Here is a 15,926-nt window from a genome sequence, read left to right on the forward strand (position 1 = left end):
ATTCCCTCGGGTGCCCCGATGCTGGGTGCCGTGACGACCGCCGCCCGCCCCGAACCGCTGCCCGCGCCGCTCGCGGATCTGCTCACCGCGTACGCCGAGGATCTGCGACTCGGGAGAGGCCGCTCCGAGAACACGATTCGTGCCTACACCGCCGACGTGCGCTCGCTGCTCGATCATCTACGTGCGCGCGACCCCGAGGCGAACGCCGGCGACATCGACATTCACACGCTGCGATCGTGGCTGGCCGCGCAGTCGGACGCGGGGGTCGCGCGCTCGACGATCACGCGCCGGGCGTCGTCGGCGCGCGGCTTCACCGCGTGGCTCGTGCGCACCCGGCGTGTGGCATCGGACCCTGCGGCACGGCTCGGCGCGCCGCGGCCGCAGCGGACGCTGCCCACGGTGCTCGATCGGGACGACGCCGCGGCGGCGCTCCAGGCCGCGGCGGCCGGCGCGGACGAAGGCGATCCGATCGCCGTGCGCGACCGCGCAGCGGTGGAAGTGCTCTACGCGACGGGCATTCGGGTGTCGGAGCTGTGCGGGCTGGATCTCGAGTCGGTCGATCACGAGCGCCGCGTTCTGCGCGTGATCGGCAAGGGCGACCGTGAGCGGGTCGTGCCCTACGGTGCGCCGGCCGCGGACGCGCTCGGCCGCTGGCTCGAGGTCGGCCGTCCGGCGCTCGCGACGGAGACCTCCGGCAGCGCACTCTGGCTGGGCGCACGCGGCGGGCGGCTCGATCCGCGTCAGGTTCGCCGCGTCGTGCACGAGGTGACCCGCGCGGTTCCGGGCGCCCCGGATCTCGCGCCGCACGGGCTCCGGCACACGGCTGCGACCCATCTGCTCGAAGGCGGCGCCGATCTGCGCGTCGTGCAGGAACTGCTGGGACACGCGAGTCTCGCGACGACGCAGCTCTACACGCACGTCTCGGTCGAGCGGCTGCGCGCCGTCCACAGCAGGGCTCACCCGCGCGGCTGACCCTCCCCGGTCACGGACGGGCGCGCCCGCCGCCCGTGCCGACCGGCAGCAGCCGGATGGGGGAGACCCACACCAGCCGGGTCGGATCGAGGTACTCGCGACCGCGGCGAACCCCCCAGTGCAGGCATGCGGCGTGGCCGCACCCGGTGTGCCCGGCCTCGAGGTAGCCGAGCACGGTTCCCTTGCCGACGCGTGTCCCGACGGTGACGCGTGCGGTCACCGGCTCGTAGGTCGTGCGCAGGCCTCCCGGGTGATCCACCGAGACGACGGGGCGCCCTGCGACGTCTCCGGCGAACGCGACGATGCCCACCCCCGCGGCGAGGACCGCGCGCTCGGGTGCGCCCGCGAGATCCACGCCGCGATGGCCGGGCAGCCAGTTCTGTTCGGGCCGGTCGAACTCGCGCGCGATCGTCGGGCGCGGGGCGAGCGGCCAGTCGAACGGGCGGTCGGGTGCGGCACGCGCGGGCGGGGCGCCGGACGGCACCGTGACCAGCAGTGCGGCTGCGCCGAGCACTGCGGCGGCGGCGCGCACGAACGGACGTCGTCGGCGGATTCGCGGCCGCGGGTCGGTGGGCACGTCACCACTGTCGGCGACGGGCGCGGCCGCGGCAGGTGCGCGTCCGGGACTGGGGAGAGCGCGGTCGCCGTCCACAACCGGGCCCGCAGCGGTTGCGGGAGTCGCGGCGATGTGCAGGGGCGATTGGGGATCGGGGCTGCGACGCCGTACACTGGGCGAGCGGATCGTGTCCGCCGTCCGGCTCGCGCCGGAGGGGCACCACGCATCCGCACCAGCGGCTCGTCCCGCACCCGGTCCGCCCGAAACGGCAGACAGGGGCGCGAGCGGGCCGACTTCGCGCGTCCGCGCACATCCGGCTGTCGGCTGGTCCTCTCGGTGGATTCCACCGAGTTGCCCGGCAGCCTGCGGGCGCCAGGGCACGTCGTCGCCGACGACGTGCATCAACCGAACACGAAAGCGAGAACATCAGCCATGGCTGTTGTGACCATGAAGCAGCTGCTCGACAGCGGCGCACACTTCGGGCACCAGACCCGCCGCTGGAACCCGAAGATGAAGCGGTTCATCTTCACCGACCGCAACGGCATCTACATCATCGACCTGCAGCAGACGCTCACGTACATCGACAAGGCGTACGAGTTCGTCAAGGAGACCGTCGCGCACGGCGGCACCATCCTGTTCGTCGGTACCAAGAAGCAGGCCCAGGAGTCCATCGCGGACGAGGCGACCCGTGTCGGGATGCCGTACGTCAACCAGCGCTGGCTCGGCGGCATGCTCACCAACTTCACGACCGTCCACAAGCGCCTGCTGCGCCTGAAGGAACTCGAGTCGATGGAGCAGACGGGTGGCTTCGAGGGTCGCACCAAGAAGGAAATCCTGATGCTGACCCGCGAGAAGACCAAGCTCGAGCGCACGCTCGGCGGTATCCGCGACATGGCGAAGGTTCCCTCGGCCGTGTGGATCGTCGACACCAACAAGGAGCACCTCGCGGTCTCCGAGGCGCGCAAGCTGAACATCCCGGTCGTCGCGATCCTCGACACCAACTGCGATCCCGACCTCGTCGACTACCCGATCCCGGGCAACGACGACGCGATCCGCAGCGCGGCACTGCTCACGCGCGTCGTCGCGTCGGCCGTGGCCGAGGGACTGCAGGCACGCGCGGGCCGCTCGAACGACGCCGAGGCGAAGCCCGACGCGAGCGCCGAGCCGCTGGCCGAGTGGGAGCAGGAGCTGCTCGCGCAGTCCGCAACCGCCGACGGCATCACCGAGGGTGGCCCCGAGGCGCCGCGTGAGGCCGTCGCCGAGGCCGACTCGAAGCTCGCCGAGGCTCCCGCGGACGTCGCGGACGCCGAGAAGCAGGCCTGAGACCAGTCGTCTTTCTCTCGAAGACTTCCCCCGAAGGAGGCTCGCCAGATGGCGAACTACACCGCCGCTGATGTCAAGCGGCTCCGGGAGCTCACCGGCTCCGGAATGATGGCGTGCAAGAACGCGCTCGCCGACGCGGACGGCGACTTCGACAAGGCCGTCGAGGCCCTCCGCATCAAGGGTGCGAAGGACGTCGGCAAGCGTGCGGAGCGCACGACGGGCGAAGGCCTCGTCGTCGCGAAGGGCGGCGCGCTGATCGAGCTCGATTCCGAGACCGACTTCGTCGCCAAGAACGATGCGTTCATCGCGCTCGCCGACAAGATCGTCACGGCCGCTGCCGAGCAGCGTCCGGCCGACCTCGAGGCGCTCAAGGCCCTCGAGATCGACGGCACCTCGGTCGAGACGCTGGTCCAGGAGCAGTCGGCGAAGATCGGCGAGAAGCTCGAACTGAGCAAGTACGCCATCTTCGACGGCTCGACCGCGGTCTACCTGCACAAGCGTGCAGCCGACCTGCCGCCTGCCGTCGGTGTTCTCGTCCAGTACGAGGGCGGGGGCGACGCAGCTGCCGAGGCCGCACGTGGTGCCGCGATGCAGGTCGCAGCGCTCAAGGCGAAGTACGTCACTCGCGACGAGGTCCCCGCGGACGTCGTCGAGACCGAGCGTCGTATCGCCGAGGAGACCGCGAAGGCAGAAGGCAAGCCGGAGCAGGCGCTGCCGAAGATCGTCGAAGGTCGCCTCAACGGCTACTACAAGGACGTCGTGCTGCTCGATCAGCCGTCCGTCCAGGACTCGAAGAAGACCGTCAAGGCGCTTCTCGACGAGTCCGGTGCGACCGTGACCCGGTTCGTCCGGTTCGAGGTCGGCACCAACTGACACCCCACGGGTAGGCCCCGCCACGAGACATCGTCGGCGGGGCCTACCCGTGTCCGGGTCCGCCCGGCCACCGTCGGCCCGGACCCACCCCGTGGCAGGATGAGACCCGGCGGTTCCTGCCCGGTTCGCCGGCGCCATGCCCTGGAGGCGCCTGTGCCCCGAATGCGCCGTACGCCCCGAACGCGCCGTACGCCCCGAACGGAGGGAGAACCATGACCGACACCAACTCCGAACGCCCCGGATTCCGCAGAGTCCTGCTCAAGCTCGGGGGCGAGATGTTCGGGGGCGGCGGCGTGGGACTCGACCCGAACGTCGTGCAGAAGGTCGCCGAGCAGATCGCGGGCGTCGTGCGTTCGGGTGTGCAGGTCGCTGTCGTCATCGGCGGTGGCAACTTCTTCCGCGGCGCCGAGCTGCAGCAGCGCGGTCTCGATCGCGCGCGCTCGGACTACATGGGCATGCTCGGCACCGTCATGAACTCGCTCGCGCTGCAGGACTTCCTGGAGAAGGAAGGCATCGACACCCGCGTGCAGACGGCGATCACGATGGGCCAGGTCGCCGAGCCCTACATCCCGCTGCGCGCGCAGCGTCACCTCGAGAAGGGGCGCGTCGTCATCTTCGGCGCCGGCATGGGGATGCCGTACTTCTCGACGGACACGACCGCAGCGCAGCGCGCACTCGAGATCGGCGCCGACGTCGTGCTCATGGCCAAGGGAGTCGACGGCGTCTACAGCGGCGACCCCCGGACCGACCCCGACGCCGTGCTCTACAGCGAGATCACCCATCGCGAGGTCATCGAGCAGGAACTCAAGGTCGCCGATGCGACCGCGTTCAGTCTCTGCATGGACAACAACATGCCGATGATGGTCTTCAACCTGCTCGTGGAGGGCAACATCGCGCGCGCCGTGATGGGTGAGAAGATCGGAACACTCGTCTCGAGCTGACGCCCGGCGCGGCCCGACACAATCCACGAGATGCCCGAACCCACGAGATGGAGGATCCGCCGTGATCGATGAAGCGCTCTTCGAGGCCGAGGAGAAGATGGAGAAGGCCGTCTCCGTCGCCAAGGACGATCTCGGGTCGATCCGTACCGGCCGCGCGAACCCCGGGATGTTCAACCGCATCGCGATCGACTACTACGGCGCGCTCACGCCCATCACGCAGCTCGCGAGCATCAATGCTCCCGAGGCGCGGCTCGTCGTCGTCAAGCCCTACGAGGCGTCGCAGCTCGGAGCGATCGAGACCGCGATCCGCAACTCGGATCTTGGCGTCAATCCGTCGAACGACGGCAACGTCATCCGGATCGCCATCCCGCAGCTGACGGAGGAGCGTCGCCGCGAGCTCGTCAAGCAGGCGAAGTCGAAGGGCGAGGACGCCAAGGTCTCGATCCGCAACGTTCGGCGCAAGTCGATGGAAGAACTCGGCCGGATCCAGAAGGACGGCGAGGCGGGGGAGGACGAGGTCGGCCGCGCCGAGAAGGATCTCGACAAGACGACCGCGAAGTACGTCGCGCAGATCGAGGAACTCGTCAAGCACAAGGAAGGCGAGTTGATGGAGGTCTGAGGCCTCCGCCTCGACCTACAGCCACACATCACGGCTTCCGAGACATGACGAGTCGAGCGACCGCCGCACACGAACGGGGACAGGTGACGTTGCCAGCGGACAACGAGAAGCGCGACGGTGCGACGCGCGGCAGCAGCGAGGACGACGCGCAGGCGGTGTCCGGCGATCCTGCCGCTCCGCCCGTCGCGGATCCCGCCGCACAGCCGGCCTCACGGACCGGCCGCAACCTTCCCGCGGCGATCGGCGTGGGTGGTGGCCTCGGCCTGCTCGTGATTCTCGTGCTCGCGCTGGCACCGATGGCGTGGTACGCGGTCGTGGGCATCGCGATGGCGATCGCGACGTGGGAGGTGACCAAGCGGCTCTCGGAAGCCGGGATGTCGATTCCGCGGATTCCGTTGCTGCTCGGTGGTCAGGCGATCATCTGGCTCGGCTGGCCGTTCGGGACGACGGGCACGCTGGCAGGGTTCGCCGGTACGGCCCTCGTCTGCATGGCGTGGCGCTTGTTCGATCACGGTCTCGGGGCGACGCCGCGCAACTACCTCCGCGACACCGCGGTCACGATCTTCGTCGCGGCGTGGATTCCGCTGCTCGCGTCGTTCGCGACGCTCATGGTGCAGGAGGACGACGGCGCCGGCCGCGTCTTCGTGCTCATGATCGCCGTCGTGTGTTCGGACATCGGCGGCTACGTCGCGGGTGTCCTCTTCGGCAAGCACCCGATGGTGCCCCGGATCAGCCCGAAGAAGTCCTGGGAGGGCTTCGTCGGTTCCATGCTGTTCGCGGTCCTCGGCAGCCTCGCGTCGGTGACGCTCATCCTGGGTGCCCACTCGATGATCGGTGTGCTGCTGGGCGTCGTGCTCGTCGTGACGGGAACGCTCGGCGATCTGATCGAGTCGCAGGTCAAGCGGGAACTGAAGATCAAGGACATGGGGACGCTGCTGCCGGGACACGGCGGCATCATGGATCGTCTCGACTCGCTCCTGCCGTCGGCGTTCGTCACGTGGCTCGTGCTCGCTGCCCTCGTGTGACGGGAGCGTCGGTGTGACGGGCTGCGTGTGAGGGCACGAGCGGGCTTCGGTCGTACGCGGGATCCGGGCGCTCCGATCCCGAGCCCCAACATCTGGCACTGGCCGGCGCTCTACGAGATCGAGAACCGCGCGCAGGACGTCGACGGCGCGGTGTTCGCCGCCCTGGCGGACCTGGCCGACTGGTCGGGCGTCGTCGTCGACGTGGGGTGCGGATCGGGCTTTCATCTCCCAAGGTTCGCTGCGACGGCGTCGCGGGTCGTGGGCGTCGAGCCGCATCCGCCGCTGGCCGCCGCGGCGCGGGAGCGGATCGCGGGGCTCGCCGGAGTGGAGGTGCACCGTGCGGGCGCCGAAGCGCTTCCGCTGCCCGACGCGAGCGTCGACGTCGTGCACGCCCGCACCGCCTACTTCTTCGGCCCGGGGTGCGGCCCCGGCATCGCGGAGGCGATGCGCGTCCTGCGTCCGGGTGGCATCCTCGTCGTCGTCGATCTCGATGCGACGGCGCACCCGTACGGCGCGTGGATGCGGGCGGATCTCGCGCAGTACGACCCCGCTGCGGTCGAGACCTTCTTCGACGTCCAGGGGTTCGGGTGCCGCAGGGTCGACACGCGCTGGGAGTTCGAGAGCCGCGAGGATCTGGCCGCGGTGCTGGGGATCGAGTTCACGCCCCGGACGGCCGCACGCGCCGTGGCCGGGACCGTCGGGACGGCGCTCGACGTGCGCTATCGCGTGCATTGGCGGCGCCGGCCGCGCGGCATCGAACCGGTCTGAGCGTCAGGCGATCCCGAAGACCTCGGCGCGTTCGGTGATCTTCAGCGCCTCCGCGAGTTGCGGCCGCTCGCTTCCCGAGCGGATGCCGGAGCCGTCGCGGCCGAGCCGCTCGATGACCGAGTGTGCCCAGCGCGTCTCCGACTGCGACGGGCTCAGTGCCTCGTTGACGACGGCCGCGTCGGCGGTGTGCATGCACAGCTTGCCGGTCATCCCCATGGCGCGGGTCGTCGCGCACGCGAGACGCAGGCCGTCGGCGTCGACGCCGAGCGTGGGGCCGTCGATCGGCGGTGCGATGCGTGCGGCCCGGCTCGTCACGGCCAGCCGTGCCCGCGGATAGGACATCGCGACGTCCGAGGCGTCGAAGCCGGTGTCGCGGCGGAAATCGCCGCTGCCGAACGCGAGCCGGAAGACCGCGTGCGAGCGGGCGATCTCGGGGGCGGCCTCGAGCCCGGTCGCGGATTCGACGAGCGCGAGGATCGGGGTGCCGGGCCGAAGCCGGTCCGCCGTCGCCTCGGCCTGCGATCCGCTCTCGACCTTCGCGAGCATGACGCCCGCGAGCGTCTCGCACCCGGCGAGCGCGGCGAGGTCGTCCTCCCAGAACGCCGTCGTCGCGGCGTTGATGCGCACCCACGCTCGGTGGCCGTCGCCGAGCCAGGCGGCGACGGCTGCGCGTGCTGCGTGTTTGCCCGAATCGGGCACGCCGTCCTCGACATCGAGGATGATCGCGTCGGCCTCGCCCCGTTCGGCGTCGTCGAAGCGATCGGGCTCGGCGGCGGTGACCAGTTGCCACGAACGCGCGTGCGCAGGATCGATGGGGTCGTGCGCAGGAGCGTGATCGTGACTACGGGCCGGAGAACTCATGTCTCCAGCTTATCGGCGCGCCCTCGTGGGCCGGTCGGCGGTGGCCGGGCCCGTCAGCGCCGCTTGGCGGCTCGGCGAATCTGCAGGATACGGATGCCGCCCGCGAGCGCGACGATGATGGCGCCGGCAATCGCGGCGAAGAGGAGCGCGACGCCGAGCGGTAGCTCCGTCTGCCAGCCGAGGAAGTGCAGGGGAGTGCTGTCGAGATTCTGGAGAATGAAGATGAGCAGCACGATCAGTACGACGATGCCGATGATCAGGCCGGTCCAGGTCGCCGCGGCGCGAGTGTGCCGGACCTCGTCGTAGCCACCGCGGTGCTGCGGGTGTCCGGCGGTCGTGTGGTCGCCGCCTGTGTCGATTCGATCACCCTTGGCGTCGTCCGGGAAAGACGAGGGATCGTTCGGTGTTGTCGACATGGGCCGATCTTGTCCCACCCGAGTCCGCTTTTGTGGGACGACACGCATCTCGTGCGAGAATGGATCCGTTATGGCATCGCCTCTTCCCCTCGTGTTCGACGCACCCAAGCGCGGCCTGCCGCCGCGCCACTTCGCCGACCTCGATCCGGCCGATCGCCGCGCCGCGGTGACCGAGCTCGGGTTGCCGGGTTTCCGGGCCGATCAGATCGCGCGGCAGTACTACGCGCGGCTCGAGTCCGAGCCCGACGCGATGACGGATCTGCCCGCCGGCGTCCGCAGCGCGATCGCCGAGAAACTGTTCCCGCCGCTGCTGCAGGAGATCCGCAACGTCGCGTGCGACGACGGCGAGACCCGCAAGACGCTGTGGCGCGCCCACGACGGCAGCCTGCTCGAGAGCGTCCTCATGCGGTACCCCGATCGCGCGACGCTGTGCATCTCGAGTCAGGCGGGCTGCGGGATGGCGTGCCCGTTCTGCGCGACCGGCCAGGCCGGGCTCCAGCGCAACCTCTCGACGGCGGAGATCGTCGATCAGGTGCGTTCGGCGGCGCGCGCGATGCGCGACGGCGAGATCCACGGCGGGCCGGGCAGGTTGTCCAACATCGTCTTCATGGGGATGGGGGAGCCGTTCGCGAACTACAAGCGCGTCGTCGCGGCGGTGCGGCGCATCACCTCGGCGCCGCCCGACGGCTTCGGGATCTCCCACCGCAACGTCACGGTGTCGACGGTCGGGCTGGCTCCGGCGATCCGCAAACTCGCCGACGAGAAGCTCGGCGTCACCCTCGCGGTGTCGCTGCACACGCCCGACGACGAACTGCGCGACACCCTCGTGCCCGTCAACAACCGGTGGTCGGTGCGTGAGGTGCTGGACGCCGCGCGGTACTACGCCGATTCGACGGGCCGGCGCGTCTCGATCGAGTACGCGCTCATCCGTGACATCAACGATCAGCCGTGGCGCGCGGACATGCTCGGGACGAAGCTCCGCAAGGCGCTCGGCCAGTACGCGCACGTCAACCTGATCCCGCTCAATCCGACTCCCGGCAGCAAGTGGGACGCGAGCCCCAAGGACGTCGAGCGCGAGTTCGTGCGCCGGGTCCGCGCGCAGGGTGTCTCGTGCACCGTGCGCGACACCCGCGGTCAGGAGATCGCCGCCGCGTGCGGGCAGCTGGCCGCCGAGAGCTGACCCGGCCGGTCGAGACGAGAAACGCGAGTGGGGCGGGCCATCGGCCCGCCCCACTCGCGTCTGTCGTCTGTCGGCTGCTACCGCGGCCGACGCCTGCGCACGATGTCGATCACGAGCGCCACGATCATCAGGCCGGCGAGGCCGATGAGGTAGAGGTCCTCGACACGTCCGTGATGGTTGCCGATGAGCATCGCCAGCAGGAAGAGCGAGAAGAACCAGCCGAGGAAACGGAAGAACCGGGGCGCTTCGCCGCTCCAGCCCCATGCCGCCGACGGAACCTCCGCCGTGTCCACCTTGCCGACCACGACGGGGTCACTGCTGGACGGCTCCAGTTGGGTACCGGTCACGATCGATCCTCCTGCTCATCCGAAACGGGTGCTCATATCGTGGCATACGACAGTGTGTCGTTGCTTCGCGCCCCGCACGTTCGGGGCGGCGCGTGCCGTTCAGGCGTGGGCGCTCGCGCGTGCGGCGACGACGTGATCGACGTTCTGCTCGCCCCATTCGGCGACCGCCGTGAGGGCGGCGTCGAGGCGCGTACCGCGCTCGGTGAGCGTGTACTCGACCCGGAGCGGGAAGCCCTCGTGGACAGTGCGGGTGACGATGCCGTCGCGTTCGAGTTCGCGGAGTTGCTGCGCCAGCACCTTTTCGGAGATCGCGCCGACCTCGCGACGGAGGGCCGCGAATCGGCGGGCTCCCTGCGACAGGCACCACAGAATCGTCGGTTTCCACTTCGTCCCGACGACGTCGAACGCGACGTTCACCCCGCAGTCGTAGTCCGGATGGTCCATCGGGCCTCCTCACCTCGAGGTGCGTACGCACCTTGTTGTGCGTACTTCTGTTCGGCCGCGTGCGGTGCGACCGTGAAGTCATGACGAACTCCACGAATGTCACGAACGCCACGAACGAGGCTGTCGCAACAGCATCCCACCGCACGGCCGTTCTAGGGCTCGGTCCGATGGGAGTGGCGCTGGCAGCGGCGCTGCTGGGGGCGGGCGCGGACGTCGCCGTCTGGAACCGCACGCCGAAGGAGCTCGACGTGCTCGGCCTCGGGGACGCCCGGGCCGCGCAGACTCCGTCCGACGCTGCCGCGGCGGCCGACGTCGTCGTCGTGTGCGTGCGCGATCACGCCGTCGGGCGCGACGTGATCGCGGCGCTCGCGGACGAGCTGCCGCCGGACGCGGTCGTCGTCCATGCCTCGACCGGAACGCCCCAGGACGCCGCCGAATCTGCTACCCGGGCACGAGAACTCGGCGTCCGGTACGTCACCGCCGCGATCATGGTGCCGACGCCGCTGATCGGGACGCCCGAGAACACCGTGCTGTACGCCGGTGACCCGGAGGACGTCGCGCGTGCACGGCCGATCCTCGAGATGCTCGGCGGCACCGTCGACGTCGTCGGGGACGATCATCGGGTCCCGCCCGCGCTCGATCTCGCGATGCTCGACGTCTTCTTCGCGGGGATGTACGCGTACCTGCACGCCACGGCGCTCGCGGAGGCGAACGGTATCGACGCCGAGCGGTTCCTGCCCTACGGCGAGACGATCACCCGGACGCTCGGGCACTCGCTCGCCGGCCTGGCGGCGAACGCGACGGCGCGGGGTTACGACACCGGCCAGGCGCGGCTCGACATGTGCACGGCGTTCCTCGACAAGATCGTCGCCGCGAGTAGCGAGGCGGGTGTCGACGCCGCGCACGCCGCCGTCGTCCGCGACGCCTCGTGGGCGGCACTGCGCCATCGCGCCGCCGGCACCGACTGGGACGTCGTGTTCGAGGATCTGCGGCCGCGCTGAGAGAGCCGCGGGTGCGCTCGGGCGCGCCGATCCGCGTGCGCCACAATGACGGCATGGACGACACCCGACCGACACGCGTTCTGCTGCTCGGCAGCACCGGTTCCATCGGCACCCAGGCCCTCGAGGTGATCGCCGCGAATCCGGAGCGTTTCGAGGTCGTCGGGCTCGCCGCGGGCGGGGGAAACATCGAGCTGCTCGCCGAGCAGATCGCCGCGACCGGGGTCCGGGAGATCGCGGTGGCCGACTCCGAGGCGGCGGCGCGGCTCGACGTCCCGGCCCGGTCGGGCCCGAATGCCGCGACGGATCTCGTGCGGGAGACGGAGGCGGACGTCGTCCTCAACGCACTCGTCGGGTCGCTGGGACTGCCACCGACGCTCGCGGCACTCGAATCGGGTGCCCGGCTCGCCCTCGCGAACAAGGAGTCGCTCGTCGCCGGGGGGCCGCTCGTGACCGCGGCCGCGGCGCCGGGCCAGATCGTCCCCGTCGACTCCGAGCACTCGGCGCTCGCACAGTGCCTGCGCGGCGGCACGGCGGCCGAGGTCGATCGCCTCGTGCTCACGGCGTCGGGAGGTCCGTTCCTCGGCTGGTCGGCCGAGGATCTGGAGTCGGTGACCCCCGAGCAGGCGGGCAAGCACCCGACGTGGTCGATGGGGCCGATGAACACGCTCAACTCGGCGACGCTCGTGAACAAGGGCCTCGAACTCCTCGAGACGCACCTGCTGTTCGGCGTCCCGTACGACCGGATCGACACCGTCGTCCACCCGCAGTCCATCGTCCATTCGATGGTGACCTTCGTGGACGGCTCGACCCTCGCGCAGGCGAGCCCACCCGACATGCGGCTGCCGATCGCCCTCGCGCTCGGCTGGCCCGACCGGATCGCGGGCGCGGCCGCGGCGTGCGATTTCACGACGGCGTCGACGTGGACGTTCGAGCCGCTCGACGACGAGGTCTTTCCCGCCGTCTCGCTCGCGCGCGCAGCCGGGACGGGCGGCGGCTCGCTCCCCGCGGTGTACAACGCGGCGAACGAGGTCGCGGCCGAGGCGTTCTTGGGCGGCGCGATCACCTTCCCCGCCATCGTCCGTACGGTGGAGAAGGTTCTCGCGGCGGCAGGGGAGTTCTCAGCGACGCCCAGTACTGTGGACGACGTTCTCGCGGCGGACCGATGGGCCCGCGCTCGTGCGCGGGCTCTCGTGTCGTAGATCGCACCGGCTCGTCGCGTGACGACCGCGGCGTGATCGGCGCGGGGAACTCGGAAGACGAAAGGCTAGCTCTCGATGGTGTTCGCACTGGGCGTGCTGCTGTTCGCTCTCGGAATCGCGATATCCATCGCACTGCACGAGGCCGGGCACATGTGGACGGCGAAGGCGCTCGGCATGAAGGTCCGGCGCTACTTCATCGGCTTCGGGCCGCGGATCTTCTCGTTCCGGCGCGGGGAGACCGAGTACGGGCTCAAGGCGATCCCCGCGGGCGGGTTCTGCGACATCGCGGGCATGACGGCGCTCGACGAACTCGCGCCCGACGAGGTCGACCGCGCGATGTACAAGCAGAAGACGTGGAAGCGGCTCGTCGTCATGGTCGGCGGCATCGCGATGAACTTCCTGCTCGGCATCGTCCTCATCTGGGTTCTCGCCGTCGGGTGGGGCCTGCCGAATCGTGATCACAGCGGGCTGATCACCGAGACCCCCTGTGTTGCCGCTACGCAGGGTGGTCCGCCCGAGTACGCGCTGGCACCGTGCGAAGGCGCCGGACCGGCCGGAGCCGCCGGAATCCGGCCGGGCGACACGATCGTCGCGGTCGGCGGAACCGAGACGCCCGAGTGGAGCGACGTCGTTCGCGAGACGCAGGAATCGGCCGGGCTCACCGATTACCGGATCGAGCGCGAAGGCCAGGAGCTGACACTCCCCGTCGACGTGCAGGAAGTCGAGCGTTACGTCGTCGACGGTGCGGGTCAGCAGCCGCGGCTCGAGACGGTCGGCGCGATCGGTGCCGCCGGCCCGCCGGCGATGCTCGACTACAACGCGCTCAGCGCCGTCCCCGCGACGTTCGTGTACACCGGCGACATCTTCAAGGCGACGTTCCAGGCGCTGATCACGCTGCCGAGCAAGGCAGTGGACCTGTGGCACGCGATCGCGGGCGGCGAGCGCGGGCTCGACACCCCGGTGAGCGTCGTCGGCGCGAGCGTCATCGGCGGGCAGGCGGCCGAGCGCGGCGAGATCGCGATGTTCATCAGCCTGCTCGCGAGCCTGAACTTCTTCCTCGGTGCATTCAACATCCTCCCGCTGCTGCCGCTCGACGGCGGCCACATGGCGGTCGCGATCTACGAGCGCATCCGCAACTGGCTGCGGGAGAAGCGCGGCAAGCCGATCGGCGGCCCCGTCGACTACACCAAGCTGTTACCCGTGACATACGTGTTCGTGGTGGTCGGCGGTGCGTTCATGCTGTTGACGCTGACCGCCGACATCGTCAACCCGATCAAGATATTTCCCTGATCGGTAGAATCGCGACCGACCAGCGTCCGGCGCATCGAGACCAGAGAAGAAGGCACTTCACGTGAGCACATCTGTCGGATTGGGTATGCCGGCGGCCCCTGCTGCCGTCCTCGCACCTCGCCGCACCACCCGCCAACTCCAGGTCGGGTCCGTCGGCGTCGGCAGCGACCATCCGATCTCGGTGCAGTCGATGTGCACCACCAAGACGCACGACGTCAACGCGACGCTGCAGCAGATCGCCGAGCTCACCGCCGCGGGCTGCGACATCGTCCGGGTGGCGTGCCCGCGTCAGGAGGACGCCGACGCGCTCGCGACGATCGCCCGCAAGAGCCAGATCCCGGTGATCGCCGACATCCACTTCCAGCCGCGCTACATCTTCGCGGCGATCGACGCCGGCTGCGCCGCGGTGCGGGTGAACCCCGGCAACATCAAGGAGTTCGACGGCCGCGTCGGCGAGGTCGCGAAGGCGGCCGGTGACGCGGGCATCCCGATCCGGATCGGTGTCAACGCAGGTTCGCTCGACCCTCGGCTGATGCAGAAGTACGGCAAGGCGACGCCCGAGGCGCTCGTCGAGTCGGCGCTGTGGGAGGCCGGGCTGTTCGAGGAGCACGGCTTCGGCGACATCAAGATCTCCGTGAAGCACAACGACCCGGTGATCATGGTCGAGGCGTACCGCCAGCTCGCGGCGCAGTGCGACTACCCGCTGCACCTCGGCGTCACCGAGGCGGGACCGGCCTTCCAGGGCACCGTCAAGTCCGCGGTCGCGTTCGGTGCACTCCTGTCCGAGGGCATCGGCGACACGATCCGCGTCTCGCTGTCGGCTCCGCCCGCCGAGGAGATCAAGGTCGGCACCCAGATTCTGCAGTCGCTCAACCTGCGTCCCCGCAAGCTCGAGATCGTCTCGTGCCCGTCGTGCGGGCGCGCCCAGGTCGACGTCTACACGCTCGCCGACGAGGTCACCGCCGGCCTCGAGGGGATGGAGGTTCCGCTGCGTGTCGCCGTGATGGGGTGCGTCGTCAACGGTCCCGGCGAGGCGCGCGAGGCCGATCTCGGTGTCGCGTCCGGCAACGGCAAGGGCCAGATCTTCGTGAAGGGCGAGGTCATCAAGACCGTTCCCGAGGCGCAGATCGTCGAGACCCTCATCGAGGAGGCGATGCGCATCGCCGAGGAGATGGGTGACGACGCCGCGGGCGATCCGGTCGTGAGCGTCGGCTGACGTTTTCCCACCGTCCCTACCGGGCGAGTGTGGTTCGTGGCACTGTGTTGTCATGCTCAAGCTTCTCGGTGCGCGGCCGCTCGGTGATCGGGATCTCCCCGAGATCCTCGCCGTGTTCGGTGGCGATCCCGTCGCGTCCTGCATGGTCGCGGCGCGTGTCGAGGAGCACGGCACCGACCCCCGGAAGATCCACGGCGAGTTGTGGAGCAGGGGCGGCGCGACCCAGTCGCTGTGTTTCTCGGGGGCCAATCTGGTTCCGCTGCGAGGCTCGGCAGAGGACGTCCGCGCCTTCGCCGATCGTGCCGCGCGTGCGCCCCGAACCTGTTCGTCGCTCGTCGGCCGCGCCGAACTGACCCTCCCGCTGTGGGCACACCTCGAGTTCCACTGGGGTCCCGCGCGCGAGGTCCGGGCCGAGCAGCCGTTGCTGGCCCTGACCGGTGCGGCGCGGTGTCTCGCCGACTCCCGGGTCCGCCGCGTGCGTCTCGAGGAGCTCGACAGCTATCTGCCCGCGGCGGTCGCGATGTTCACCGAGGAGGTCGGCGTCGATCCCCGCGCTCACGACGGCGGCCGCGCCTACCGGCGCCGGGTCGAGAGCCTGGTGCGCGCGGGTCGCGCGTTCGCGCGGTTCGAGGACGGCGAGGTCGTCTTCAAGGCGGAGATCGGATCGATGTCGCGTGCCGTCGGGCAGATCCAGGGTGTGTGGGTCGTGCCCGAGCGGAGGGGGGAGGGGCTCGGTTCGGCCGGAACGGCGACGGTGGCCCGCGCGATCGTCGATTCGGGACGTGCCGCGAGCCTGTACGTCAATTCGTTCAACACTCCGGCGCGCGCCGCGTACGCCCGGATCGGGTTCGAGCAGGTCGCGACGTTCGCCACAATCCTGCTCGACTGACCGCCG

Annotated in this window: 18 protein-coding genes; 13 read left to right on the forward strand and 5 right to left on the reverse strand. The window is 70.1% G+C overall.

Features of this window, described 5'->3' with window-relative positions:
* The first annotated feature begins 18 nt into the window (after positions 1–18).
* Positions 19–972, forward strand: coding sequence for a tyrosine recombinase XerC (locus RR1_RS08525; protein WP_010838692.1), 954 nt, complete (start codon positions 19–21; stop codon positions 970–972).
* Between the two features lie 10 nt (positions 973–982).
* Here RR1_RS08525 and RR1_RS22840 read toward each other — a convergent pair whose 3' ends face one another.
* Entirely contained in the window at positions 983–1,549 is a 567-nt protein-coding gene (locus RR1_RS22840; RefSeq protein ID WP_371836781.1) for a M23 family metallopeptidase, read from the reverse strand.
* Positions 1,550–1,960: 411 nt separating this feature from the next.
* Here RR1_RS22840 and rpsB point away from each other — a divergent pair, with 411 nt between their 5' ends.
* The 6 genes from rpsB (at position 1,961) to RR1_RS08560 (ending at position 7,077) form a co-directional block, all read left to right on the forward strand.
* Positions 1,961–2,851 carry a 30S ribosomal protein S2 gene (gene rpsB, locus RR1_RS08535; protein ID WP_040773686.1) on the forward strand — a complete coding sequence of 297 codons (891 nt, stop codon included), beginning with the start codon at positions 1,961–1,963 and terminating at the stop codon, positions 2,849–2,851.
* 48 nt (positions 2,852–2,899) lie between these two features.
* Positions 2,900–3,724 carry a translation elongation factor Ts gene (gene tsf / locus RR1_RS08540; RefSeq protein ID WP_010838695.1) on the forward strand — a complete coding sequence of 275 codons (825 nt, stop codon included), beginning with the start codon at positions 2,900–2,902 and terminating at the stop codon, positions 3,722–3,724.
* 212 nt (positions 3,725–3,936) lie between these two features.
* Positions 3,937–4,665, forward strand: a complete 729-nt coding sequence (gene pyrH, locus RR1_RS08545) for a UMP kinase (protein WP_010838696.1) — start codon at positions 3,937–3,939, stop codon at positions 4,663–4,665.
* A gap of 61 nt (positions 4,666–4,726) precedes the next feature.
* On the forward strand, positions 4,727–5,284 hold the full coding sequence (gene frr, locus RR1_RS08550) for a ribosome recycling factor (protein WP_010838697.1): 558 nt from the start codon (positions 4,727–4,729) through the stop codon (positions 5,282–5,284).
* A 44-nt stretch (positions 5,285–5,328) separates the two neighbouring features.
* Positions 5,329–6,309, forward strand: coding sequence for a phosphatidate cytidylyltransferase (locus RR1_RS08555; RefSeq protein WP_010838698.1), 981 nt, complete (start codon positions 5,329–5,331; stop codon positions 6,307–6,309).
* Positions 6,310–6,336: 27 nt separating this feature from the next.
* Positions 6,337–7,077 (forward strand): class I SAM-dependent methyltransferase, encoded by a 741-nt coding sequence (locus RR1_RS08560; RefSeq protein WP_010838699.1) that lies wholly within the window; start codon positions 6,337–6,339, stop codon positions 7,075–7,077.
* Between the two features lie 3 nt (positions 7,078–7,080).
* On the opposite strand, the gene RR1_RS08565 is transcribed toward RR1_RS08560, so the two are convergent.
* Together RR1_RS08565 and RR1_RS08570 are read right to left on the reverse strand one after the other, a co-directional pair.
* Positions 7,081–7,938 carry an HpcH/HpaI aldolase/citrate lyase family protein gene (locus tag RR1_RS08565; RefSeq protein ID WP_010838700.1) on the reverse strand — a complete coding sequence of 286 codons (858 nt, stop codon included), beginning with the start codon at positions 7,936–7,938 and terminating at the stop codon, positions 7,081–7,083.
* 53 nt (positions 7,939–7,991) lie between these two features.
* Complete coding sequence (locus RR1_RS08570) at positions 7,992–8,354, reverse strand: LapA family protein (RefSeq protein WP_010838701.1); 363 nt, start codon at positions 8,352–8,354, stop codon at positions 7,992–7,994.
* Positions 8,355–8,424: 70 nt separating this feature from the next.
* Between RR1_RS08570 and rlmN the strand changes: the two genes are divergently transcribed.
* The gene (gene rlmN, locus RR1_RS08575) at positions 8,425–9,534 is read left to right on the forward strand and encodes a dual-specificity RNA methyltransferase RlmN (protein WP_010838702.1); all 1,110 of its coding nucleotides are present in this window, start codon (positions 8,425–8,427) and stop codon (positions 9,532–9,534) included.
* Positions 9,535–9,611: 77 nt separating this feature from the next.
* Here rlmN and RR1_RS08580 read toward each other — a convergent pair whose 3' ends face one another.
* Positions 9,612–9,881, reverse strand: a complete 270-nt coding sequence (locus RR1_RS08580; RefSeq protein ID WP_010838703.1) for a DUF2631 domain-containing protein — start codon at positions 9,879–9,881, stop codon at positions 9,612–9,614.
* A 99-nt stretch (positions 9,882–9,980) separates the two neighbouring features.
* Positions 9,981–10,325 carry a winged helix-turn-helix transcriptional regulator gene (locus RR1_RS08585; RefSeq protein WP_010838704.1) on the reverse strand — a complete coding sequence of 115 codons (345 nt, stop codon included), beginning with the start codon at positions 10,323–10,325 and terminating at the stop codon, positions 9,981–9,983.
* An 80-nt stretch (positions 10,326–10,405) separates the two neighbouring features.
* Between RR1_RS08585 and RR1_RS08590 the strand changes: the two genes are divergently transcribed.
* The 5 genes from RR1_RS08590 to RR1_RS08610 all read left to right on the forward strand — a co-directional run bounded on the left by RR1_RS08590 (position 10,406) and on the right by RR1_RS08610 (position 15,920).
* On the forward strand, positions 10,406–11,326 hold the full coding sequence (locus tag RR1_RS08590; protein ID WP_010838705.1) for an imine reductase family protein: 921 nt from the start codon (positions 10,406–10,408) through the stop codon (positions 11,324–11,326).
* 53 nt (positions 11,327–11,379) lie between these two features.
* On the forward strand, positions 11,380–12,525 hold the full coding sequence (dxr, locus tag RR1_RS08595; RefSeq protein WP_010838706.1) for a 1-deoxy-D-xylulose-5-phosphate reductoisomerase: 1,146 nt from the start codon (positions 11,380–11,382) through the stop codon (positions 12,523–12,525).
* A 75-nt stretch (positions 12,526–12,600) separates the two neighbouring features.
* The gene (locus RR1_RS08600) at positions 12,601–13,815 is read left to right on the forward strand and encodes a M50 family metallopeptidase (protein WP_010838707.1); all 1,215 of its coding nucleotides are present in this window, start codon (positions 12,601–12,603) and stop codon (positions 13,813–13,815) included.
* A 61-nt stretch (positions 13,816–13,876) separates the two neighbouring features.
* Positions 13,877–15,031 carry a flavodoxin-dependent (E)-4-hydroxy-3-methylbut-2-enyl-diphosphate synthase gene (ispG, locus tag RR1_RS08605; protein WP_040773688.1) on the forward strand — a complete coding sequence of 385 codons (1,155 nt, stop codon included), beginning with the start codon at positions 13,877–13,879 and terminating at the stop codon, positions 15,029–15,031.
* A gap of 52 nt (positions 15,032–15,083) precedes the next feature.
* Positions 15,084–15,920, forward strand: a complete 837-nt coding sequence (locus RR1_RS08610) for a GNAT family N-acetyltransferase (RefSeq protein WP_010838709.1) — start codon at positions 15,084–15,086, stop codon at positions 15,918–15,920.
* Positions 15,921–15,926 lie beyond the last annotated feature (6 nt).

This window comes from Rhodococcus rhodnii NBRC 100604, assembly GCF_001894925.1.
Classification (GTDB): domain Bacteria; phylum Actinomycetota; class Actinomycetes; order Mycobacteriales; family Mycobacteriaceae; genus Rhodococcus_F; species Rhodococcus_F rhodnii.